We start from the raw sequence: 21,922 nt of genomic DNA on the forward strand, positions 1-21,922 counted from the left end.
CCGTTACCGCTAATAGCTTAATATTTGAGTTAAGAAAGCTTGAGTTCTTGGGTGCTGTGGTGAAGAGAAAAGCGCTTCCGGTGGTGCGGTCTCTAATATTTCACCTTGATCCATAAATACGACTTTGTCAGCAACTTGTCTTGCGAAACCCATTTCATGAGTCACACAGATCATTGTGATTCCCTCTTTTGCTAACTCAACCATCACATCAAGGACTTCATTGATCATTTCAGGATCGAGAGCTGAAGTGGGTTCATCAAAAAGTAAGAGGTCTGGTTTCATGCATAATGAACGTGCGATAGCGACCCTTTGCTGCTGGCCACCAGACAGCTGGGCAGGATATTTGTCGGCTTGCTCGGCAATGTGCACTCGATTAAGAAAGCCCATTGCTAACTCTGTCGCGTCTTGCTTACTTAAGTTAAGAGTTCGCATTGGCGCTAACGTGAGATTTTCAAGAACCGTTAAATGAGGGAAAAGATGGAAGTGTTGGAAAACCATGCCGATTTGACCTGGTTTAATCGCCTTAGATCCAGCTGGATAAGATAAAACCCGCAACTCACCAGAATCATAAGACTCTAATTGATTGATACAACGTATTAGTGTGGATTTTCCTGAGCCTGATGGGCCGCAAATGACGACAATTTCACCTTTCTTGACCTTGAAGTCTATCGACTTTAGAGCCTGAAAATCGCCAAACCACTTATTCAGTTGAGAAAATTCAACCATATTTTCTGATTTTATTTGCATGGTCACTTATCTTGAGACTTATGATTTCTACCTTAACAATATCACTTGGTATTTGCACTTAGAAATCTGTATATAGCTTGAATTAAGTGATTGATACTTTTATTAAAGTAGTTAGAACAATGTTGACGTTAAATTGAGCAAACAAGATAAATACTTAGAAAATAAAAAATCGACGAGGGTTAGCTCGTCGATTTAAGTAATAATCAATTTAAACTAAGCGTTGTTTACACATTGCTCTGTTTAAAGATATTCATATAGATGTGAATAACTACAGAACAGCTTCGTTTAGAATTTCACGTGTACGTTCTAACGTAATGGCTTGGTTTTCACCCAGTTGTAAGTAACCGTGAGATTCAAGTTGGCTAACAACCGCTTCGATTGCTGATGATTTATCATCGCCGTGATCGGTTAATTTTGTTGGAACTTCTAGGCTATGATAGAAAGCTTCAATCTCAACAATTGTACGCTCAGCTAGATCATCACTCGCTTCAAGACCAAAGACGTTTTTACCCATTTGCTCAAGATTTCCGCGTTTTGCTTCAATTTGGTTACGTAGTAGCGCAGGTTGAACAATAGCAAGTGAACGTGCGTGATCGACTTTCCATAGAGCGGTAAGTTCGTGGCCAATCATGTGCGTTGCCCAATCTTGTGGAACACCAGTTCCAATTAAGCCATTTAGAGCTTGGTTTGCTGACCACATAAGGTTTGCACGCCACATGTCGTTGTCACGCTCAGCATACTGTTCGCCAAGAGTTTTTAATGAACGAAGCAGAGTTTCTGCGTAGCCATCTTGAACCATTGCACCTGTTGGGCGAGTAATGTATTGCTCACAAACGTGAACCCAAGCATCAACAATACCATTAACTAACTGACGCTCTGGTAGTGTTTTCATTACATCAGGGTCCATAACAGCAAATTTTGGTTGAACTGCAGGAGCCATGAATGCCAGCTTGTCTTGAGTCGCTGCACGAGTAATTACAGCACCCATGTTCGATTCAGAACCTGTTGCAGGCAAAGTTAGGATTGCGCCAATAGGAGTCGCTTCAGTTACCTTATGTTTGCCTTCAAGAATGTCCCAGCCTTCACCAGCGTACTTCGCGGCAGCGGCAACATATTTAGAACCATCAATAACAGAACCACCACCAACAGCAAGGATGTAATCAATCGCTTGCTCTTTAACGATAGCAACGGCTTTATCTAGTGTTTCTTTTGTTGGGTTAGGTTCAACACCTGAAAATTCAACCCATGAGTGACCTTCTAAAGCTTCAGTTACTTGATCGTATACACCGTTCTTTTTGATTGAACCGCCGCCATAAATCACGAGAACTTTTTGGTCTTGTGGAATGGCAGATTTAACTGCTTCGATTTGACCTTGACCAAAATGGATAAGAGTAGGGTTTACATAAGAGAATTTCATTGCTGTGACCTCAAGTGTTATTCGTGAGTTTGTTATAACTCAGGCTTATTCTTATGTCGTATTTATCCAACACGACTTTATACTGTGCATAATAGTACGGCATTGATGGCTAAAAAAGGCTAATTCATCCAATTTTGTTGCCTATTTCTATAATTGTCGTAATCTGTGTCTGTAGTTGACCAGAATATACGATAGGTACGGTATGAGTGAATTAGGTGCGTTAATGCAATCTTTTGTGGATCATAAAGGGTGGCATGATTTAGAAGGTATTCGTGAAACGGTGATCCCCGGAGTTCATTTTTATCGCAGCAGTTTAGGGAATCAACGTCAGCCTTTTATCTATCAATCTGGCATCATTGTAATGGGGCAAGGGCATAAGAATATTCATATAGGCAATCAACCTGTCTCCTATGGGCCTGATGACTACCTAGTTGTAGGCGTTCCTATGCCTTTAGAGTGTGAAGCTTTGCCACAAGATGAAGAACCACTGCTCGGGTTAACGATCAGCATTGATTCCAAGATCCTCAATCGTATCGTTCGAAGACTAGAAGAACTGGGTTTTCAGAATACGCGGCAGTGTAAGCAAGAGAACTGCGGCCTGAAATCTGTACGGATGGAAAACGACATGTTAGAGAGTTGCAAGCGCATGATGCTCGCTTTGCATAACGATCTTGAAGCCAAAGTTCTTGGTGAATCCTTGTTAGAAGAGATTGTTTATCGCGCCCTGACAAGTTCCGAAGGCTACGTGTTGTTTGAGCTCGCACACCATGATGGGCATTATGCACGAGTCGCAAAGGCATTAAGTAAAGTGCATAAAGAGTATTCAGATTCATTGACGGTGCAAGAGTTAGCAGAGGAAGCGAATATGAGTATTTCTGCTTTTCATCAGGCTTTTCGTTCTGTCACCTTAGAATCGCCACTGCAGTATTTGAAAAAAGTAAGATTGAATAAAGCCCGAGAGTTGATCCAATTTGAAGGAAAGCGTGTCAATGAAGCTGCTAGGTTGGTTGGTTATAGTAGTTCATCACAATTTAGTAGAGAATTTAAACGTCACTTCAACTCGACTCCGAAAGGTGCATAAACAAAAGTGTATAAACAAAGTATATTGCAGAATATGAGCTATAAATGAAAAGAGGAAATACAATCCATTAAATTTACTCTTTTAATGTTCTGGTTCTCTGCAATAATATCCAAAGCTTAATCGTAAAGCTGTTTTAGTTCCCTAGAAGTACTAGTCATGCTTCAACTCGAAACCACATCGAATCTGATGTGGTTTTTTATTGCAAAAAATCTTCGAAATATTTCTTATCGATGCAAAATAAGCCTCTGTTGTTGCACTGTTCACACAACATTTTGCGAGTGAATGTGTGAATCAGAATAAATCTCAGTGTTAAAAAATCTATCTAGCCTAAAGTTGCTTCACGCAGCGATTTAAGTCGTTGTCATCTTAAATATATCTTTTTAATACGTGGAACAATAAGTTAAGGGATAGGTATTATGCGTTTGAAAAACAAAGTAGCAAATACGAGTATGTTTGCACTTAGCACACTGACAGTTTCCTGCTTAATGGCTTTTAATAGCTACGCAGCCGTTGATTGTAATGCTATGGAAGTCTGGGATTCGGCAGAAGTATATACGGGCGGAGCAAAAGTTCAGCATCAAGGTAGTGCATATCAAGCAAATTACTGGAATCAAAATAATGATCCAACAAAGTTTTCTGGTGATTATGCCCAGTGGAAGTTGCTTGATGCGTGTTCAGGGACTAGCCCTGTAGAGCCTAACCAGCTTCCGACAGCAAGTTTGACATCTCCAAGTATAAATGATGCGATCACCGCTGGTGATGTTGTTCAATTGGCTGCTGATGCAAGTGATGCAGATGGAAGTATCGCATTAGTCGAGTTTTCTGTGGATGACGTTATTGTAGGCGATAGCCGCTCTGCTCCTTATTTAGCAACTTGGGCCTCAACCGTTGGAGATCACTTATTTAGCGTCATTGCATATGACGATAAAGGTGGAGTGAGCAAAGAGAGCTCTGTGTTGATTTCCGTTAATCCAGCGGCTTCTGATAACCTTCCACCTTCCGCTAGCCTTGCTCTTTCTGCTTCTCAAGTCGATCTTAATTCGACCGTCACTTTGACTGCTACGGCTGAAGATTCAGACGGAAGTGTTGATAAAGTAGATTTCTTTGTTGGAGGGCAGCTTGTGGAAACCGCAGCAAAAGCCCCATATGTTCTTAATTATACCGCTGTCAAAGTGGGTACATTAGCAGTATATGCAAGATCGACAGACAACGAAGGTGCAACGACTGACTCCTCCATCAGTGAGTTGGTAGTGAAAGGAGATGCTGTCGCTAACACTTGCCGCCCAGATGGTTTGTATCAAACAGAGGGCGTGAATGTTCCATATTGCACTATTTATGATGACGAAGGGCGTGAAATTATGGGCGCTGATCACCCACGTCGCGTGATTGGCTATTTCACCAGCTGGCGTTCGGGGGATGACCCACAAGCCGCATACCTTGTAAAAGATATTCCTTGGGAGCAGCTCACTCATATTAACTATGCGTTCGTGAGTATCGGCTCTGATGGCAAAGTGAATGTTGGGGACGTTAATGATCCAAATAATGCTGCCGTTAGCAAAGAGTGGGCTGGTGTTGAGATCGATCCAAATCTAGGTTTCAAAGGCCATTTTGGTGCGCTTGCGACTGCAAAACAGAAGCACGATGTGAAAACGCTTATCTCAATTGGAGGATGGGCTGAAACAGGAGGCCATTTTGGCTCTGATGGTAATAGAGTCGCAGATGGCGGATTCTATACTATGACGACGAATGCCGATGGTTCGATCAATAAACAAGGGATCGAGACATTCGCAACCTCTGCTGTTGAAATGATGAGAAAGTATCGCTTCGATGGTCTAGATATCGATTACGAGTACCCAACGTCTATGGCGGGAGCGGGTAATCCTGATGATAAGGCATTTATGGAGCCACGCCGACAGTATCTGTGGGCTTCTTATCAAGAGTTGATGAAGGTGCTGCGTGAAAAATTGGATGTCGCTTCTACGCAAGATGACCATCATTATATGTTAACCATTGCCGCACCGTCTTCTGGCTATTTGTTGCGTGGGATGGAGACATTTGATGTCACTAAGTACCTTGATTACGTCAATATTATGTCTTATGACTTGCACGGCGCGTGGAATGATCATGTTGGTCACAATGCTGCTTTGTATGACACAGGCAAGGATTCTGAACTCGCACAGTGGAATGTCTACGGAACGGCGGCATATGGCGGGATTGGCTATCTAAATACAGACTGGGCCTACCACTACTTTAGAGGTTCTATGCCTGCGGGACGAATCAATATTGGCGTTCCATATTACACTCGTGGTTGGCAGGACGTAACAGGAGGTGATAATGGCCTATGGGGCAGAGCGGCACTTCCTAATCAAGCTGAGTGTGCGGCAGGGACAGGAGAAGGTGAGAAAAACAATTGCGGTAATGGTGCAATTGGTATCGATAACATGTGGCACGATACCGACGCAAAAGGGAATGAAATGGGCGCGGGATCCAACCCGATGTGGCATGCTAAAAACTTAGAGAAAGGTATTTGGGGCTCTTATGCCGACGCATATAAGCTTGATCCTGTTAATGATCCCGCGGATAAATTTGTTGGCTCTTATGCTCGTCACTATGACAGTGTAGCCGTAGCCCCTTGGTTGTGGAATGCAGAGAAGGGCGTATTCCTTTCAACGGAAGATAAACAGTCTATCGATGTGAAAGCAGACTATGTTATCGATAAAGAGATTGGCGGCATCATGTTCTGGGAGCTCGCGGGGGACTATAACTGTTATATCCTTGATAACGCAGGAAATCGCACTAGTATTGATACTACTGAGCAAGCATGTACCAGTGGTAATGGTGAATACCATATGGGTAACACCATGACCAAAGCGATTTATGATAAATTTAAATCAGCGACACCGTATGGAAATAAGGTTGCGACTGGCGCAATACCAACAGAAAGCGTGGATATAGCGGTTTCGGTCGGTGGCTTTAAAGTTGGTGATCAAAACTACCCAATTAACCCTAAAGTGACCTTCACTAATAATACGGGTCATGCTCTACCTGGTGGCACAGAGTTCCAGTTTGACATTCCAGTATCCGCTCCAGACAATGCCAAAGACCAATCCGGTGGGGGCCTGACTGTTATTGCTTCAGGTCACTCACGTAGTGATAATATCGGTGGCTTAGATGGCACCATGCACCGTGTTGCATTCACATTGCCAGCTTGGAAAGAACTTCCAGCAGGTGGCGTTTATGAACTTGATATGGTCTATTACCTGCCAATTTCTGGGCCTGCGAACTACAGCGTGAATGTTAATGGTGTTGATTACGCATTTAAGTTCGAACAGCCTGATTTACCTCTAGGTGACTTTAATAACGGTAATGATGGAGACAATGGTGGAACAAACCCTGGAACTTGTGAGAGCTCTGGCGTTGGAATTTACCCGGACTTTCCGCAAAAAGACTGGGCGGGAAACCCTAGCCATGCAAATACAGGCGATAAACTGATCCATCAAGGCGTGGTGTACCAAGCTAATTGGTGGACCGCTTCAGTCCCTGGTAGTGATGGAAGTTGGACGAAAGTTTGTAATGTTTAATTTCAGGTAAATTTGCTTTTACTCGAAACATTCACTAAACGTAGATGAAGCACCTCGGTTAATATCGCGGTGCTTCTTTTTTATATGAGATGGATGTGGCTTGTATATGGTGGAGAACTTGATTAAGCGATTTGATCAAACTCACTACTAGAAAACAGAGCAATTTTGTTTCGACCAGAAGATTTGGCATCATAAAGAGCAATGTCAGCGCATTTATAGGTGCGTTCTGAGCTCTCGATTATGTCAGTGACCCCGCCGCTAATAGTGATTTTTTCTTCAAAATGTAGAAATACCGCAACACGTAAACGGTTCATAACGATCTCTGCTTCTGAAGTGGTTGTGTGGGGCATAATTACACCGAATTCTTCACCGCCAATTCGAGCGATAAAATCAGTTTCGCGACACTCTTTTTGAAGGATTTCTGTTACAACTTTAATCACCTTATCACCTTCATCATGTCCGAGTTTGTCATTCACTCGTTTGAAATGGTCAATATCAATGATGCCAAGACAAGACTTCGCCTGTTGAGGATAACGAACCACCCGTGCACACTCATTTTTTAATTCGAGATCAAACTTTCTTCTGTTCCAGCACCCCGCAAGTGGATCTTTTTCGCTTAAGGTTCTTAATCTATTTTCTAACTCTTTACGTTCTGTAATATCGACAAATGAAGCGACATAAAATTTAATGACATTGTTTTTGCCTGTAATGGCTTGAATTCTTAAAATCTCCGTTATCAAGGTTCCATCTTTACGCTTATTGATGACTTCTCCTTGCCACTGACCATCGGTCTGTAAATGACGCCACATATTAATAAAGAACTCTTGGTTGTGATTCCCTGAGCTAAACAGTGACGGGCTCTTACCTTTTACTTCATCTAACGTGTAACCACTTACTCTCGTAAATTCTTGATTAACAGTAATTATACGATTGTTTTTGTCAGTAATGATGACCGCGGACATTCCATTCATTGCCGCCTTGGCTATTTTACTGTCAAGACAGTTTTTCTTGTGGGTTATATTCCACACGGTAAAGGATATGGATATGAAAACCAAAATAAAGAGTAAAGCCGCGACTTGCCACTTAAAATCCTCGATATTGTTCTTATAAGCTGAGACAAAATCGTCATTTTTATGGGTCACTAGCATATAAAGAGAGTCGTCAGAGAAATCAAACGGACAATAAATCTTAGAATAGGTCGTCCACTGTTTTCCGTTAAAGTAATTGCCGCTTTCATTTGATTGAATTAAGGACCACAACTCAGGTTGAGTGACTTTGAGAGTTTCCCCTTCTCTTTCTGAAATTAAATGTCCATATGCAGTGCTTTTTTTGCCACCAAGGAGAGTGTAACCATCGCCATTGATAATGGTAGTGTATCGATTTGTAAGGTGGTGAGCATGAAGGGTTGTCGATACGATATTGAGATTAAGGTTAGCAACGAAGTACCCCAAGCGATCACCTTTAACTGTGATTGGTACGATAAAGCGTAGAGTAGGGGATAGTGGTTGAGAAAATGTATTATTTTCCATTTCTAAATCAATGGAGTAAATGCCTACTTGGTTAGCTGACAAACCCGTTGCGTACTGAAAAAATTCACGGTTAGATTGATTCTGGAGGTGTCGTTCGTCAACAGGGAATGACCCTGATGAATCATAATTAACGCGCAAAACTTCCATACCATCACTGTTAATGAAGCGGAGTTTTGAAAAATAACCTTGCCCATCAGCGATAAGTGCCCAAACATCATGAAGCACTTTTATATTTGTAGAGTTCGGTTCTTGTAGTGCTTGAAGCAAGACAGTAGAGGTAGCCATGTTTTTTGTGGATGCATGGAGCCTTTTAATTAGTTTACTGAAGTCATTTGAGATGGTTTCAAGTTGATTAAAGCTAGTTTTATTTATTTCATGCGCGTGTTTTGTATAAATGTTGTCATACTCTTTTACGACATAAATAGCTGGCACAATACTTAATGCAATAAATATTAATATAAATTGATAGATTGCTTTTGATATAAATGTCAACGCTTTCACCTCACCATAGTAATGATATATGGTACATTGTTTTGCGAGCTATTCATGTGATGTTGTACGCATATATTTGAGTGAATGTGTCAGATTGTGTGGATTTATGAATGGAGTGTGGGCACTAGGATTCTTCTCGAATCCGTATTATTGGTTTTTACACTGTAAATGGACGAAATTTGCTTCAATAAAAGTAGGAACCAAAACAGAAAAGCCCCAGAGCCGAGTTGACTGCTGGAGCTTTCGTGCATGACTAGTGATAACTGAAATGGCTTAACTTAAGCCTGTAATATTACCTTCATCATCAAGATCTAAAGCCATGAACGCTGGCTTGTCAGGTAAACCTGGCATTGTCATTACATTGCCACACAAAGCATAAATAAACCCAGCACCTGAGCATAATTTTAACTCTCTAATATGAACGGTAAAATCATTAGGAGCACCTTTTACTGAAGGATCAGTGGATATAGATAATGGTGTTTTTGCTAAGCAAACCGCTAATTTGTCAAACCCTTGTACAGTCAACTGATGCAGTTGTTTCTTGGTAAGCTCTGAAAACTCGACACTTGTTGCACCATAGCCAATTTTGCAAACCGCCATTAACTTCTCTTCAATAGATTGTTCTAGTGTATATAACGAATTGAAGCTTTTCTCATTTTCGCACGCGATTGTGACGGCATTTGCGAGTTCAATTGCACCATTTCCGCCTTTCTCAAATGCTTCACTGATCGCGACAGAAACTTGCCCATCTAATGACTCAATCATCTCTTTCAAAACATTTAGTTCTTCGTCAGAGTCTTGAGGGAAGCGGTTAATGGCGACGACAGCAGGAATACCATAACGATTGACGTTGTTAATATGCCATTTTAGGTTTTCAAACCCAGCTTCTAGTGCATTTTGATCTGGGCGAAATAAAGAGTCAGGAAGTGCAGCGCCAGGGCGGAGATCGTAAAGTCCCGAATTCGCTTTCAAGCCACGTAATGTTGCGACGATGACTGCACAATCAGGAGAGGTTTTTGATGTTAGTGCTTTGATATTACACGCTTTTTCAAATCCCATATCAGAACCGAATCCGCCTTCTGTAACAGTGTAATCGGCGAGTTTTAGAGCGATATTATCAGCAATAATAGAAGAGTTACCGTGAGCAATATTTGCAAATGGGCCTGAATGGATTAGCGTTGGTACGCCTTCGAGTGTTTGCATAAGTGTTGGCTCGATGGCATCTCGCATTGTTACTGCCATTGCTCCCGCGACTTGCAAATCTTCAGCGGTAATAGGTAAGCCCTCTAAATCATACGCCATAACAATATTACCAATACGATGGCGTAGATCTTTCAAATCCGCAGCAAGAGCTAAGATAGCCATGAGTTCAGATGCGGCCGAAATGTCGAATCCATCTTCGCGTTGATAGCCGTTAATCGTTTTTCCAGGTTCATTCTGACCAACGGTAATTATACGTAAAGCACGATCATTATGGTCGACAACACGCTTCCAGCAGACATTATTCGAATCAATCTTTAATGCTTTCAGTCCTGAACGTTGTTCAAATGCTTGGTAGCCTTCACGTTGTTCATGGTAAATACGAGCATCGATTGCTGCAGCTGCAAGGTTGTGGGCCGCGGTTACTGAATGAATATCACCAGTGAGGTGTAAATTTAACTCTTCCATTGGTGCTACTTGAGATAATCCACCGCCAGCGGCACCGCCTTTAACGCCAAAAACTGGTCCCATAGATGGCTGACGAATGCAGGCCATAACAGATTTTCCAATTTGGGCTAAGCCTTGAGACAAGCCGATCGTCGTGACTGTTTTACCTTCGCCAAGAGGGGTTGGCGTTATCGCAGTGACTAAGACTAATTTGCCATTAGGATTGTCTTCTAATCGTTTGATGGTTTGTAATGAGACTTTTGCTTTGTAAGGGCCATGAGATTGGAATTCAGACTGGAGAAGCCCCGCTTTAGTGGCGATCGCTTCAATGTTCGCTAGTTTTGTTGCTCGACAGATATCAATATCAGATAGCATAAATGCCCCTTATTCTCACTTACTCAAGTTGCGTAATCGTTTGCGTCGGCATGATACGGCTATATCGTATTATGTAAAGAGAAAATTCTAGAGTTCTACACTATAAGAAATAAAACAATAAACTTTCTGCCTTAGATCAATATGAGATTGTTGTACCATATATTTTTCGTGTAACAATAATAAAGGCCACGTTATGTGGCCTTTATTTACATAGATAAAAGAAGTTTGATTTGAATCAGTATTACCTGTCCCAGTAAACCTCTTCCAAGCTATCTTCACGCTCTGGCAACGCACGAGCTAAACGAGGTGAGTGCTGAGTTAACACTTCGTAGCTTACGCGGTTTGCGTATTTACAAATTTGAGAGAGTGAAGAGTAGGTTAGGTAAGGCTGATCATGCTTTGATGAATTAGGAACGTTCATACAGTGATGGCTATTTGCCGCCATATCATGAAGAAGAGCAGACAGCGCAGCATCACCCGCACCATTGGTATTTTTTATTTCAAGCGGTCCACCCAAGTAAGGGCCGATATGCGAGTAAATTTTTACAGGTGTTTTACACTCCTGTTTACGCATCGCTCGACTGAATTCATATTTATTAAATTCAGGGATATTACCCGGCAGTAAAGGAAGTTCGGTTTCGCGCTTAACTGAATCCTCAATATAGCCAGCCATATAAAGTCCAACAGGGCCAGAAGTGCACAGAACCAAATCAACCCAATCGAGAGCTTTGTCTGCTGCAAGAAGAGGATCTTTTTCACCGGTAAGGGCTTCTCCTTCTTCTTCATTCATCGCAATGATTGAAATGTTTTCATTAATGTAATCCTGCCACCACTCAGCATTACCTTCAATAACCCATTTCGTCCCAAGGGTAAGAACAACGGGGACATTTTGGCTCTTCGCGATCTCAATAGCACGAGCTACTGCTTGCGGCATTGGATCTTCAGGTTTACCACGCATTAAATAAGAAGAAACAACTAACGCTGATGCTTTCTCGAATACATCTTCAGGAATGCTATCTGGACGAAGTTGATTCATTTCCCCTTCATTGATCGCAAATGTACGTTCACCATCTTGAGAGATTAGCGTGTAACAACGACCGATTGAACCTTCTACCGTTTGGAGGTTATTAAGGTTCATGCGTGAAGATGTGCGGCAAAGGTAACGATACGCAAAAGAACCGACTTCGATATTACGAGACATAACACCAAGCAGAACAGATTTACTATCTGCAAGCACTGAATAGTTGTGCAATGTATTACCAATAGTATCGCCAGGATACTGATGAGTGATAAGGCCGCGTTCGACGAGCTCATCATATAAAGCATCCGCTTTGCTCTCTTCTAAGACCAAAGAATGTCCTTTACTCAATCCGTACTTAGTGAGGAACTCATCATCTACACGAGCTTCTATATCGACGATAGTTTGACCAACACCAACAATAATCGGACGATACAACTTTGGAGTTTGCTTCATCTGATTAACAAGTGGATCTCGAGTGTGTGTTGGGAAATAGTGCTTAGATTTGCGCTGACCAGGAAACTTCATTTTTAAAATGCGAGTTGGAAATTTTCCCGCATCATATCACACAAGCTCTAGATTGTTTTCAATTTATTACATTTAAGAGTGCCAAACAGAAAGGTTTGGCACTTGATTGACTCATTTTTCACCAGTGGAAGAACCGAAGGCTTTTGTACCCCAAAGCGGCACTGTAGAAAGGCTATGCTTGAAACTACCGTCCGTTTCTTTCGTTGTATAAGACAAGTAAAGCAGAGTTTGGTTTTCTGGATCATAGATACGTCTTACTTTCATCGATTTGAAAAAGATACTTTTCGATTTTTTGAAGACAACTTCGCCGGATTTACTTTTATCAATTTGCGCGATCATATCAGGGGTAATGTCACCTGTTTGACGGCAAGATATTGAGCTGTCACTCGGGTCAGCGAGGCTAAAATCAGCTTCGATAGAGGCAATATGGCAAGTTACGCCTGTCACTATATCATCTTTGAGATTTTCTATTTTGATGTCTTTCATTGTGAAGAGGCCGAGAGATACGTCACCCACTTCGTTGTCAGAGCAGCCAACCAAAAAAACAGAAAGGCCAAGAGCGAATAGAATTTTCTTCATCATAAATCCTTAGATTTCAACTAGATTAATATATCTTACCACATTGGAGGTCGTCGATTTACATTAACCAAAAAATTGAAAGCCTTAGCCTCAACAGTTGAGTCTAGTCCAGTTTTAGAGATAAAAACCTGCTATGGTGTTGCCACTGAGCGTAGATGCAATGTAGATAAGGTACAAAACGATGAAGATAAAAGTGTTAGTTATAATTATGAGTCTTTGTGCTCTTTCTGCGTGTAGCTCAGCCCCAAAATCAAATTTATGCATACCGAAAAGCTGTGATATCTGGGGGTAATACGGCTTTTTCTTTCGTTAAATTGCAGCAATTTAAACAATTATTGGTAATTAAAAGAATGAATAAAACCACGCCAAACATCGTAGAAAAGAAAAACCACTGGTTACTTGGGCAAGTCGATGTGGACTTTCCAACATCTGAAAGCTTGTTGGGTAGAGATCTGTATGTAAAAAGCTTAGAAACTAAACATTATCAAGAGCTCGATACCATGCTTAGCCATGGGGATGATGTGGTTGATGAGATCTACTTGGTTGATTTTCATCGGCTGACGATTATGTTTTCTATAATCCAGTCTAAGAAATGGAAATTGGATCGCGACCAATCCAATATTATTGAATTTCTTACTCAGATTATTCTATCTTCTGATCATGAACTGTATGTTGGCTTTAAGTCCGGTGAGCCTGTGGCTGCGGCAATGGTTAGTTGTGATGATATTGAATGTCTCATATCAGATTTAGCATGGCACAATGATAATGAAGATGACATCGAGAAATTTACTTACCAGCTTTGGCGTTATTGGAAACAAAGTCACACTAATGATTGTGAAGTGTGGGTAGAGAAGCAGTAAAGGCTAGTAACAATTGTAATGTTTGAAGTATCATTAAAGTTCTCCCTCTAAAGTGGTACTTCAAAAAATGTCATTTGTATTGAAAATGAGTTTGTTGGCTTTTTTCAGTGCATTTTCTATGTTCCTTCAAGCTAATGAAGTGAATCAACTTTTAGAAGCAGCCAAAACTGTTGAGCATCCCTTCAAGCGGATCCTTATCATTCACTCATATGATCCTTCCTATCAGTGGACTCGTGATTTGCAAAATGGGATCGATAAAGCTCTGTCTTTAGCATCAACACCTGTCAAAGTATCAGTTGAATATCTTGATACGAAAAGAATTAACACCAATGATTACTATCAAGAATTAGAGCGTTACTTTAGAGTTAAATACAATGCATACCCATTCGATGCAGTAATCGCAACTGATGATAATGCTGTTCGTTTATTAAATAAAACGAATATCATCCCCAATAGAACGATTCCAATTATTGCTGTAGGCATAAATGACTTATCAGCACGATTAGATTCCGTCTCTGATTATACTGCAACTCTTTATGAGCGAGATAATGTCGAAGGAAATATATCTGAAATAATAAAACTCAGAAAAGATATAAAGAATATTTATTATTTATCGGACAGAAGTACGACTTCGGAGTTAATTAGAAATAAGGCTTTACCGATTATATCTAATCTACCAGACGTCAATCTCGTCGAGGTGAGAGATCAAACGTTGAATGCTGCAGGGGATTTACTGTCAACAGTGTCGCCTGATGATGCAGTGATATTAACGCATTTTAATACAGAATTAGATAAAGGCATCTACCATACTTATGAGAATATCGCATCTGTGATTGGTAAGAAAAGTGCTGCCCCAGTTTTTGTCTTTTGGGATTTCTATATTATTAACGGTATTTTGGGTGGGTACGTGAACCATTCCGAAAATATGGGTGTAGAAGCGGTTCAAGCACTTGATCAGTATATTCCTATGAACTTTACTAAAGCTCTTAGCTTCCCTAATGTCAACCTTCTCACATTTGATTATGAGGTTATGATTAAGTTCGGGATAGAGCAGGAGCTATTGCCTAAATCCGTTGTCATTTTAAATAAGCCAAAATCATTTCTTGAAGATAATTTCAGATTACTTTTAGGTGCTGGGATTATTATTATTTCTTTGTTTCTAGTTATCATTACACAATCTGTCATGCTGAGACAAAAGCGTGAACTGGCAAAGAAGAACTCAAAAATTCTCTCTCTTCAAAAACGTACCGTTGGCGTACAAAAAGAGATGATCCATGTTCTAGGCGAAGCGATTGAAACTCGTTCTGGTGAAACGGGCAATCATGTTAAGCGTGTGGCAATTTTGTCTGCTCTGTTGGCCAAGCTGAAAGGTTTGAGCCATCGTGAAATTGAGATTATCGAAATCATTAGTCCTATGCACGATGTTGGAAAAATTGCCGTACCTGAAGCTATTTTAGACAAGCCAGGCAAATTGACAGCGAGCGAGTGGAAGATCATGCAGCAACATACCACGGTAGGCTTCAATCTGCTGAAGACGAGTAATGGTGACTTAACGAACTTAGCTGCCATTATTGCCAATGAGCATCATGAAAGGTGGGATGGTAATGGATATCCTCAACAAAAGTCCGGGACAAATATTCATATCTTTGCTCGTATCACTGCGATTGCCGATGTTTTTGATGCACTTCTAAGTCAACGTTGCTACAAAGATGCTTGGCCTATCGAGAGAGTCGTTGCATGGTTTGAAGCTGAACAGGGGTTGCAGTTTGATCCTGATTTGACCACTTTGTTGCTCGAAAACATCGAGGAGTTCGTCAAAATTCGAAATACCTACCCAGATGCTAACTCGAAAATCGTAAACGCAGTATAGAATATTTATTTGATGTTGGTATTTTCGTCAATATTTCACCTGAACGATCAATTTATTGTTCAATACAGTGACCAATATTCTATTTTGTAAAGCAAAATTTGGTCTCAAGATAAATCTGTTAGCTATGCACAGAATCATGCCAATGAATGAAATAGTATATAACTTAATGTTCGAAATATAGGGCAAGTTATGACTAAGAGAGCAATGCCAAGTTCAATAAAGTGTGTCATTTTCGATTGTGATGGAACGCTAATCGATAGTGAAAAGCTCTGTTGCCAAGCACTAGTGAATGTATTTACTTCATTTGGGGCAGAGTTAACTCTTCATGAAAGTATCGAGCATTTTCAGGGTGGAAAATTGGCAGATATATTATCTGAAACTAATGCCCGTGTTGGTTTAAATATTTCATTAGATGTTTTAGAACCAATGTATCGAGAGCAAGTTAGCCTCTTATTTCAAGCCGAGTTGAAGCCAATGAACGGCGCTAGATCACTTATTCAATTTTTAGAAAAAAATCAAATTGAGTTTTGCGTGGCATCAAATGGACCAAAAGATAAAGTGCAATATTCACTCTCTTTAACGGGTCTACTAGATAGTTTTGATGGGAAAATATTTTCAGCGTTTGATACCAATAGTTGGAAGCCAGAACCTGACCTAATTATGTATTCTGCGATGAGTATGGGTTTCTTGCCATCAGAATGTCTGTACGTTGATGACACAAAAAAAGGCGTGCAAGCAGGCGTGGATGCCGGAGTGAAAACAATCCAGCTATGTAATGGAATGTCTGCAACAAAAGTTGATTTGCCAAGTGTCACACACATCCATCACTTAGGTGAAATTGAAAGTTGGATTAGTGATACACACTGTTAGATAGATATACATATGTGTGTTGGCGTTGATGCTGAAAATGGTGGTGGTTGTTTTTGATAATAGATTTGAATTGTTTGGTATGGAAACCACACGATCCACATGTAAACTTTTCACCACTTTCTGATAGTAGGTACTCGTCATGGTGGCAGAGCGGGCATACAACGTCATTGTTTAGTTCTGGTTTTATTTTTATCATATTGGATCCCTGGCAGCAAAAGTAAGGAAAATCCTTATCAATTAAGATTACTCCTTTTGTCTAACTTTTGAGCATACAAAAACTTATTTATGTGTAAAAAATGAGACGCGATTCAAGTACTGGTTATTGGAATGAAATAATGCTGTTATTGAGGTTGTTGAAAGTACCCAAAGTTGTCCATAGACGTAAACTTCGTCTAACTGTCTACTCGATGTGAAGTACATTCTGAAGATGAATAGATAAAAAAAAGCGCTCACTGAGCGCTTTATTAGTAATGGGCACAAACGTTAGATCGGATTAAACCGTGCGGTAACGTTTCAGTACTTCTCCGAGTGAATTCGATGCTTTTGTAAGGTTCGAAATACCAGCCGAAGATTGTTCAGCAACAGATTTCAGGGTATTGGATTGAGTTCGGATATCACTTAACTCTGCGGCAATATCATTCGCTACTGCGCTCTGCTCTTCAGCAGACGTTGAGATTTGAATACTCATATCCATTAATGTGGTTGCTGAATTCGCAATTGAGCTCACATCACTTCCAATATCAGAAATTAAGTCGCTGCTTGTATGTGCTTGGCTAACTGTTTGCTGAGTGATATTGGCAATATTTTGGCTTTCTGATTGTAATTTCTCGATCATCGCTTGAATTTCGACAGTCGCTGCTTGAGTACGACTCGCTAAAGTTCTTACTTCATCTGCCACGACAGCAAAACCACGACCTTGTTCGCCTGCACGCGCTGCCTCAATGGCTGCGTTTAATGCGAGTAGGTTGGTTTGTTCAGAAATCGCATTAATGGTTGTGATAACTTCGTTTATTTGAGTCGTGTTTTCATTCAAGGTTGCTACTGAATTTGACGCTTGCTCGATATATTGAGACAGCTGGCCAATTTCATTAATTGCTTGCTGAACACGCTGGTGACTTGAAGCAACATGTTTAGCATCCTGATCGGTTTGTCCTGTCGCTTGCTGAGCAATGTTAGAGACTTCCTGAGCTGAGGCTGTCATCTGTTCCATTGCCGTTGCAACTGAATCTAAAGACGCATATTGATTGGTGATTTGTGCTTCGCTCTGCTTCATTTCGCCTTCAAACGAAGATGAAGTATTGCTAAGTGTTTCAGCACTCTCTTTAACGCTAACCACAAGTTCAGTTAGCGTATCCATCGATTTATCTAATGCGCAACCGATAGTGCCAAACTCATCACGTCCAGGGTGGAAGCCTAAGCGCGAAGTAAGATCACCCGCCCCAATTTTTTCTGTAGTACTAAATAGAACCCACAAAGCACCACCTAGGAAAGTCGCAACCCAGTACACAAAAATACCAAAAGGAACAGCCCAAAGGTAAGTTAGGAAAAATGAAGTTAAGGCCTGTTGTTTTTTATCGCCTTCAAGTTGTTTTACATTTTCTGCAAGGGTAAATGCTTGACCTGAAGAATGAGTAGCACTAACGGTAACCACACCATTTGTATATTGAGTTGATTGCACACCGTTACTTTTACGTAAAGAAGAGGCGGAAAGAACATCTAGATCTGAATTAGATAGCATTCCTTGCAGTTTGTATTCGGCAGCAGTGATAGATTGTGATTCAATTTGGTCAATACTATTGAAATAACGAGCCCCAGCGGTTGCGGTCAACGCTACTAAAAAGAGTGCAAATATCACCCACATCTTGTCATTAATTGACATCTTTATAAATAGGCGATCAATCGTCCTAAATTGTACTTCCTTCATAAATGCTCCGCAGCAAAATTATATTGAGCCATTCTTACGAAATAGAGCACATTTTAATGTGCTCTATCGCACTTTCTTGTGAAACCCACAGTAAGTGACTTTTAATAAGTGTGATCTAAGTCATCAAAAGTTAAGTGTGAATTCAATCTAGTTAACCAAGCGGGCTTAGAATGCCAAAACTTATTAACAATTGAGCTCCAATGATAACACAGCCACAAATGCCACTAAAAACTAATGAAAGATTACCGCCTTTAACTTGGTAAAACTGATCATTATTGCCATTTTTTCTTACAGTATGAGCCATGACTGCAGGTAACAATACAGCAAGTATAGCAAGGGCTATGGCAGCGTACCCAAGTGCCATAATAAACCCTTGCGGGTAAAAGAGAGCGAAGCATAGTGGCGGAACAAAAGTAATAAGAGCAGACTGAACTCGATTTTTCGTACCTTGTTGTTTGTTAAGCGTATCACCCATGTATTCGAATAGGCCTAGGCTCACACCTAGAAACGAAGTTACTAGCGCAAGATCCGCAAAAACCCCAACAATGTTCGCTAAGTTGGAATTATGTACAGTTTGTGAAAGCGTGTTTAGTAACGCACTTAGGCCTGAATTGTTGACTAATACGGATTGGCTGATCACACCCAATGTGACGATTTGCCATAGAATGTAAATAACCAGCGGTAGGGCAGAGCCAATCACGATCGCTTTCTTCAATGCTTTTGTTTCTCCGCCTAAGTACTTCACAATGGCTGGAATACTGCCGTGGAAACCAAACGAGGTAAAAATCACTGGGATTGCCGCTACAACTAAACCTTGCTGCATAGGCATACTCAAAAGGTAAGATTCAGTGACATTTGGCGCAAGAAAGGTGAGTACGAACACCATGGCGACTAATTTTAATGTAAATAGTATTCGGTTTACCTTATCAACAGTGCTTGTTCCAACGGTCACGACCATTGCGACAAGCAGAGTAAATAATAGGGTTCCTGAGGTTTGGTTCACGACACCCATATCTAGGCTGTTTAAACGTTCTGTAAATTGAGCGCCTCCACCAGCAATGTAGGCCGCACAGAGAGAGTAGAAAAGGAACAGCATGGAAAAGCTAGCAATAAACTTTCCTTTCGTACCCAAAATCTGTTTTGCGAGGGTATGGAGAGTTGCATCACTACCTGCGTATTGATGGACTTCTAGCATTAATAGTGCTGTGAAAGCCATTAGCCCCCAAAGAAAAAGCATTATGATGAGGGATGTTCCAAACCCGATGCCTGCTGATGCGAGTGGTAGAGCGAGCATACCTGCACCAATGGTGGTTCCAGCAATGATTAAAGTACTGCCAAAGATTTTTGATGTCATGAGTGTATTCTTAATTTTACATTTCAAGGTGTTGTAGATACTTTTATTTGGCGATTGGCCATTCTTGTGTGTCGTATCTACTGCTTTTGTAGCATTTTGAAGAATAATCAGGTGCAAAGCAATTACTTTTGTACATTATTATTTCCTCGGTGTAATTTTTTGTTTACAGTTATTGTGTGGCACGGTAGTACAGTCATAAGCAAACGTTTACTTATGATGTTGTTCATATTAGTTTGAGAATTATCTTTAGATCGTTAGCAAACTGTCATATAAGGTAGATATAAAGGCACGGTGGCTTTTAAAAATAAACGATGGGTTTGTCGTCTTAAGATGATTTCACACACTGAACTAACAGCCCGTCTATTTTGTGTACAAGAAATGGAGGTCAATAATGAGTGACCAAACAACCAATGAAGAGAGCTTGGAGCTCTTGGATGCAATCGAAATAGGCATCGACTTATCCGAATATGAGCAGGCAGTTGAAGAGCTTGCTGATAGCATTTTTGCAAATAAATAGATAACCGTTGTAGCCAGCACAATCATGTGCTGGCTAAATCTATATTAAAGTGCTCAGTAACTAAGATTCATGTTAACTAAGAGCGATGGTAACTAACAGCTATAGCAATTGAGAACTTTAGCAATTAAAAACCATAGCAATTAAGAACGGTAGTAACTAAAAACTACAGCAATTAAGAACCACAGTAATTCGTGAAAGCGATGAACAGTTTTGTTACAATCCGCGCCTCTTTGATATTTGAGCGCAATTCATGTCTGATACCACTCTTACCTTTGACCAATTAGGTCTTTCCAAATCAATACTCGCAACACTGGCGAAACTGAACTTTTCGCAACCTACTAGCGTGCAAGAGCGCGCAATTCCTCATGTTTTAGCAGGAAAAGATGTATTAGCAGGCGCTCAAACGGGAACAGGGAAAACGGCCGCTTTTGGTTTCCCTATCATTCAACGTTTATCCCAGAATCCAATTGATAGAGAGTCTCATAGCAAAGTGGTTCGTTCGTTGATTTTGGTTCCGACGCGAGAGCTTGCTCAGCAGGTCTTTGATAATTTAGAAAGTTATGCCGAAGGTAGCGATGTTAAAGTCGTTGTTGCTTATGGTGGAACGAGTATGCATGTTCAAACAAAGAATCTACGAGGAGGTGCTGATATTTTGGTGGCGACTCCGGGGCGTCTTATTGATCACCTCTTTGTGAAAAACATTGTTTTAAACCAAACTGAAACTTTAGTGCTTGATGAAGCCGATCGTATGCTAGATATGGGGTTCATGCCTGATATCCAACGTATTCTTCGTCGAATGAACGATGAGCGTCAGACTTTATTTTTCTCGGCAACGTTTGATAAAAAGATAAAGAAAATAGCGCACGATATGATGCGTGATCCGACTGAAATACAAGTCACACCTTCAAATAGCACCGCAGATAAAGTGAAGCAACTTGTCTTTCCCGTTGATAAAAAACGTAAAAGCGAGTTATTGGCGTATCTTATTGGCTCTCGAAACTGGCAACAAGTTCTTGTCTTTACTAAGACTAAACAGGGAACAGATGTGCTTGTCAAAGAGCTGAAATTGGACGGGATCAAAGCAGCATCCATTCATGGCGATAAGAGTCAAGGCGCACGTCAGAAAGCGCTCGATGATTTTAAATCAGGCAAAGTACGCGCTCTTATTGCGACAGATGTTGCCGCAAGGGGACTGGATATTCAGCAACTAGAACAAGTTGTGAACTTTGAATTACCTTACAAAGCGGAAGATTACGTGCATCGAATTGGGCGCACAGGCCGAGCAGGTAACGAAGGCTTAGCGGTATCACTAATGAGTAGGGACGAAGAATACTTACTTGAGGCGGTAGAAACGCTACTTGATACTCGCTTACCGCAAGAGTGGTTAGCTGGTTTTGAACCGAGTTTGCTTGGCGATGTTGAAGAAGATCGCACGCCACATAAAAAAGGACGCTCAGCCGACAAGCGCAAAATGAAGGCTAAGTTGAAAATTCATCAGAACCGAGGCAAAGCGAAGCGTTAAGAATTCGCCTG

15 protein-coding genes are annotated in these 21,922 nt (G+C 40.9%); 7 read left to right on the forward strand and 8 right to left on the reverse strand.

Annotation, left to right across the window (positions count from 1 at the left end):
• Positions 1-9: 9 nt before the first annotated feature.
• A complete protein-coding gene (locus F0249_RS16450) occupies positions 10-726 on the reverse strand; it encodes an amino acid ABC transporter ATP-binding protein (RefSeq protein ID WP_171757222.1) in 717 nt (238 codons plus the stop codon).
• Between the two features lie 289 nt (positions 727-1,015).
• Positions 1,016-2,164 carry an iron-containing alcohol dehydrogenase gene (locus tag F0249_RS16455; protein ID WP_171757203.1) on the reverse strand — a complete coding sequence of 383 codons (1,149 nt, stop codon included), beginning with the start codon at positions 2,162-2,164 and terminating at the stop codon, positions 1,016-1,018.
• Positions 2,165-2,366: 202 nt separating this feature from the next.
• Between F0249_RS16455 and F0249_RS16460 the strand changes: the two genes are divergently transcribed.
• Both F0249_RS16460 and F0249_RS16465 read left to right on the forward strand, forming a co-directional pair.
• Entirely contained in the window at positions 2,367-3,245 is an 879-nt protein-coding gene (locus tag F0249_RS16460) for an AraC family transcriptional regulator (RefSeq protein ID WP_136995738.1), read from the forward strand.
• 416 nt (positions 3,246-3,661) lie between these two features.
• Positions 3,662-6,826 (forward strand): glycosyl hydrolase family 18 protein, encoded by a 3,165-nt coding sequence (locus tag F0249_RS16465; protein WP_171757204.1) that lies wholly within the window; start codon positions 3,662-3,664, stop codon positions 6,824-6,826.
• A 122-nt stretch (positions 6,827-6,948) separates the two neighbouring features.
• Here the strand turns inward: F0249_RS16465 and F0249_RS16470 are convergent, their stop codons facing one another.
• The 4 genes from F0249_RS16470 to F0249_RS16485 all read right to left on the reverse strand — a co-directional run bounded on the left by F0249_RS16470 (position 6,949) and on the right by F0249_RS16485 (position 12,994).
• A complete protein-coding gene (locus F0249_RS16470) occupies positions 6,949-8,847 on the reverse strand; it encodes a diguanylate cyclase (RefSeq protein WP_113798080.1) in 1,899 nt (632 codons plus the stop codon).
• Between the two features lie 273 nt (positions 8,848-9,120).
• The gene (locus F0249_RS16475) at positions 9,121-10,869 is read right to left on the reverse strand and encodes a formate--tetrahydrofolate ligase (protein WP_171757205.1); all 1,749 of its coding nucleotides are present in this window, start codon (positions 10,867-10,869) and stop codon (positions 9,121-9,123) included.
• Positions 10,870-11,110: 241 nt separating this feature from the next.
• Entirely contained in the window at positions 11,111-12,415 is a 1,305-nt protein-coding gene (locus tag F0249_RS16480) for an inosine/guanosine kinase (protein ID WP_171757206.1), read from the reverse strand.
• Positions 12,416-12,526: 111 nt separating this feature from the next.
• Positions 12,527-12,994: a CreA family protein gene (locus F0249_RS16485; RefSeq protein WP_171757223.1), complete on the reverse strand. Its 468-nt coding sequence runs from the start codon at positions 12,992-12,994 to the stop codon at positions 12,527-12,529.
• A gap of 350 nt (positions 12,995-13,344) precedes the next feature.
• On the opposite strand from F0249_RS16485, the gene F0249_RS16490 reads away from it, so the two are divergent.
• The 3 genes from F0249_RS16490 to F0249_RS16500 all read left to right on the forward strand — a co-directional run bounded on the left by F0249_RS16490 (position 13,345) and on the right by F0249_RS16500 (position 16,594).
• Complete coding sequence (locus tag F0249_RS16490) at positions 13,345-13,854, forward strand: hypothetical protein (RefSeq protein ID WP_029203432.1); 510 nt, start codon at positions 13,345-13,347, stop codon at positions 13,852-13,854.
• Positions 13,855-13,921: 67 nt separating this feature from the next.
• Positions 13,922-15,724 (forward strand): HD domain-containing phosphohydrolase, encoded by a 1,803-nt coding sequence (locus F0249_RS16495; RefSeq protein WP_171757207.1) that lies wholly within the window; start codon positions 13,922-13,924, stop codon positions 15,722-15,724.
• 189 nt (positions 15,725-15,913) lie between these two features.
• On the forward strand, positions 15,914-16,594 hold the full coding sequence (locus tag F0249_RS16500; protein WP_253825333.1) for an HAD-IA family hydrolase: 681 nt from the start codon (positions 15,914-15,916) through the stop codon (positions 16,592-16,594).
• 493 nt (positions 16,595-17,087) lie between these two features.
• Here F0249_RS16500 and F0249_RS16505 read toward each other — a convergent pair whose 3' ends face one another.
• The gene (locus tag F0249_RS16505; protein ID WP_171757208.1) at positions 17,088-18,518 is read right to left on the reverse strand and encodes a methyl-accepting chemotaxis protein; all 1,431 of its coding nucleotides are present in this window, start codon (positions 18,516-18,518) and stop codon (positions 17,088-17,090) included.
• A gap of 151 nt (positions 18,519-18,669) precedes the next feature.
• The gene (locus F0249_RS16510) at positions 18,670-19,872 is read right to left on the reverse strand and encodes an aromatic amino acid transport family protein (RefSeq protein WP_113798081.1); all 1,203 of its coding nucleotides are present in this window, start codon (positions 19,870-19,872) and stop codon (positions 18,670-18,672) included.
• Positions 19,873-20,263: 391 nt separating this feature from the next.
• Here F0249_RS16510 and F0249_RS20365 point away from each other — a divergent pair, with 391 nt between their 5' ends.
• Complete coding sequence (locus tag F0249_RS20365; protein WP_017053126.1) at positions 20,264-20,389, forward strand: hypothetical protein; 126 nt, start codon at positions 20,264-20,266, stop codon at positions 20,387-20,389.
• A 250-nt stretch (positions 20,390-20,639) separates the two neighbouring features.
• Positions 20,640-21,911, forward strand: a complete 1,272-nt coding sequence (locus tag F0249_RS16515) for a DEAD/DEAH box helicase (protein ID WP_171757209.1) — start codon at positions 20,640-20,642, stop codon at positions 21,909-21,911.
• Positions 21,912-21,922: the final 11 nt, after the last annotated feature.

The organism is Vibrio sp. 03-59-1 (genome assembly GCF_013114135.1).
GTDB classification, from domain to species: domain Bacteria; phylum Pseudomonadota; class Gammaproteobacteria; order Enterobacterales; family Vibrionaceae; genus Vibrio; species Vibrio cortegadensis.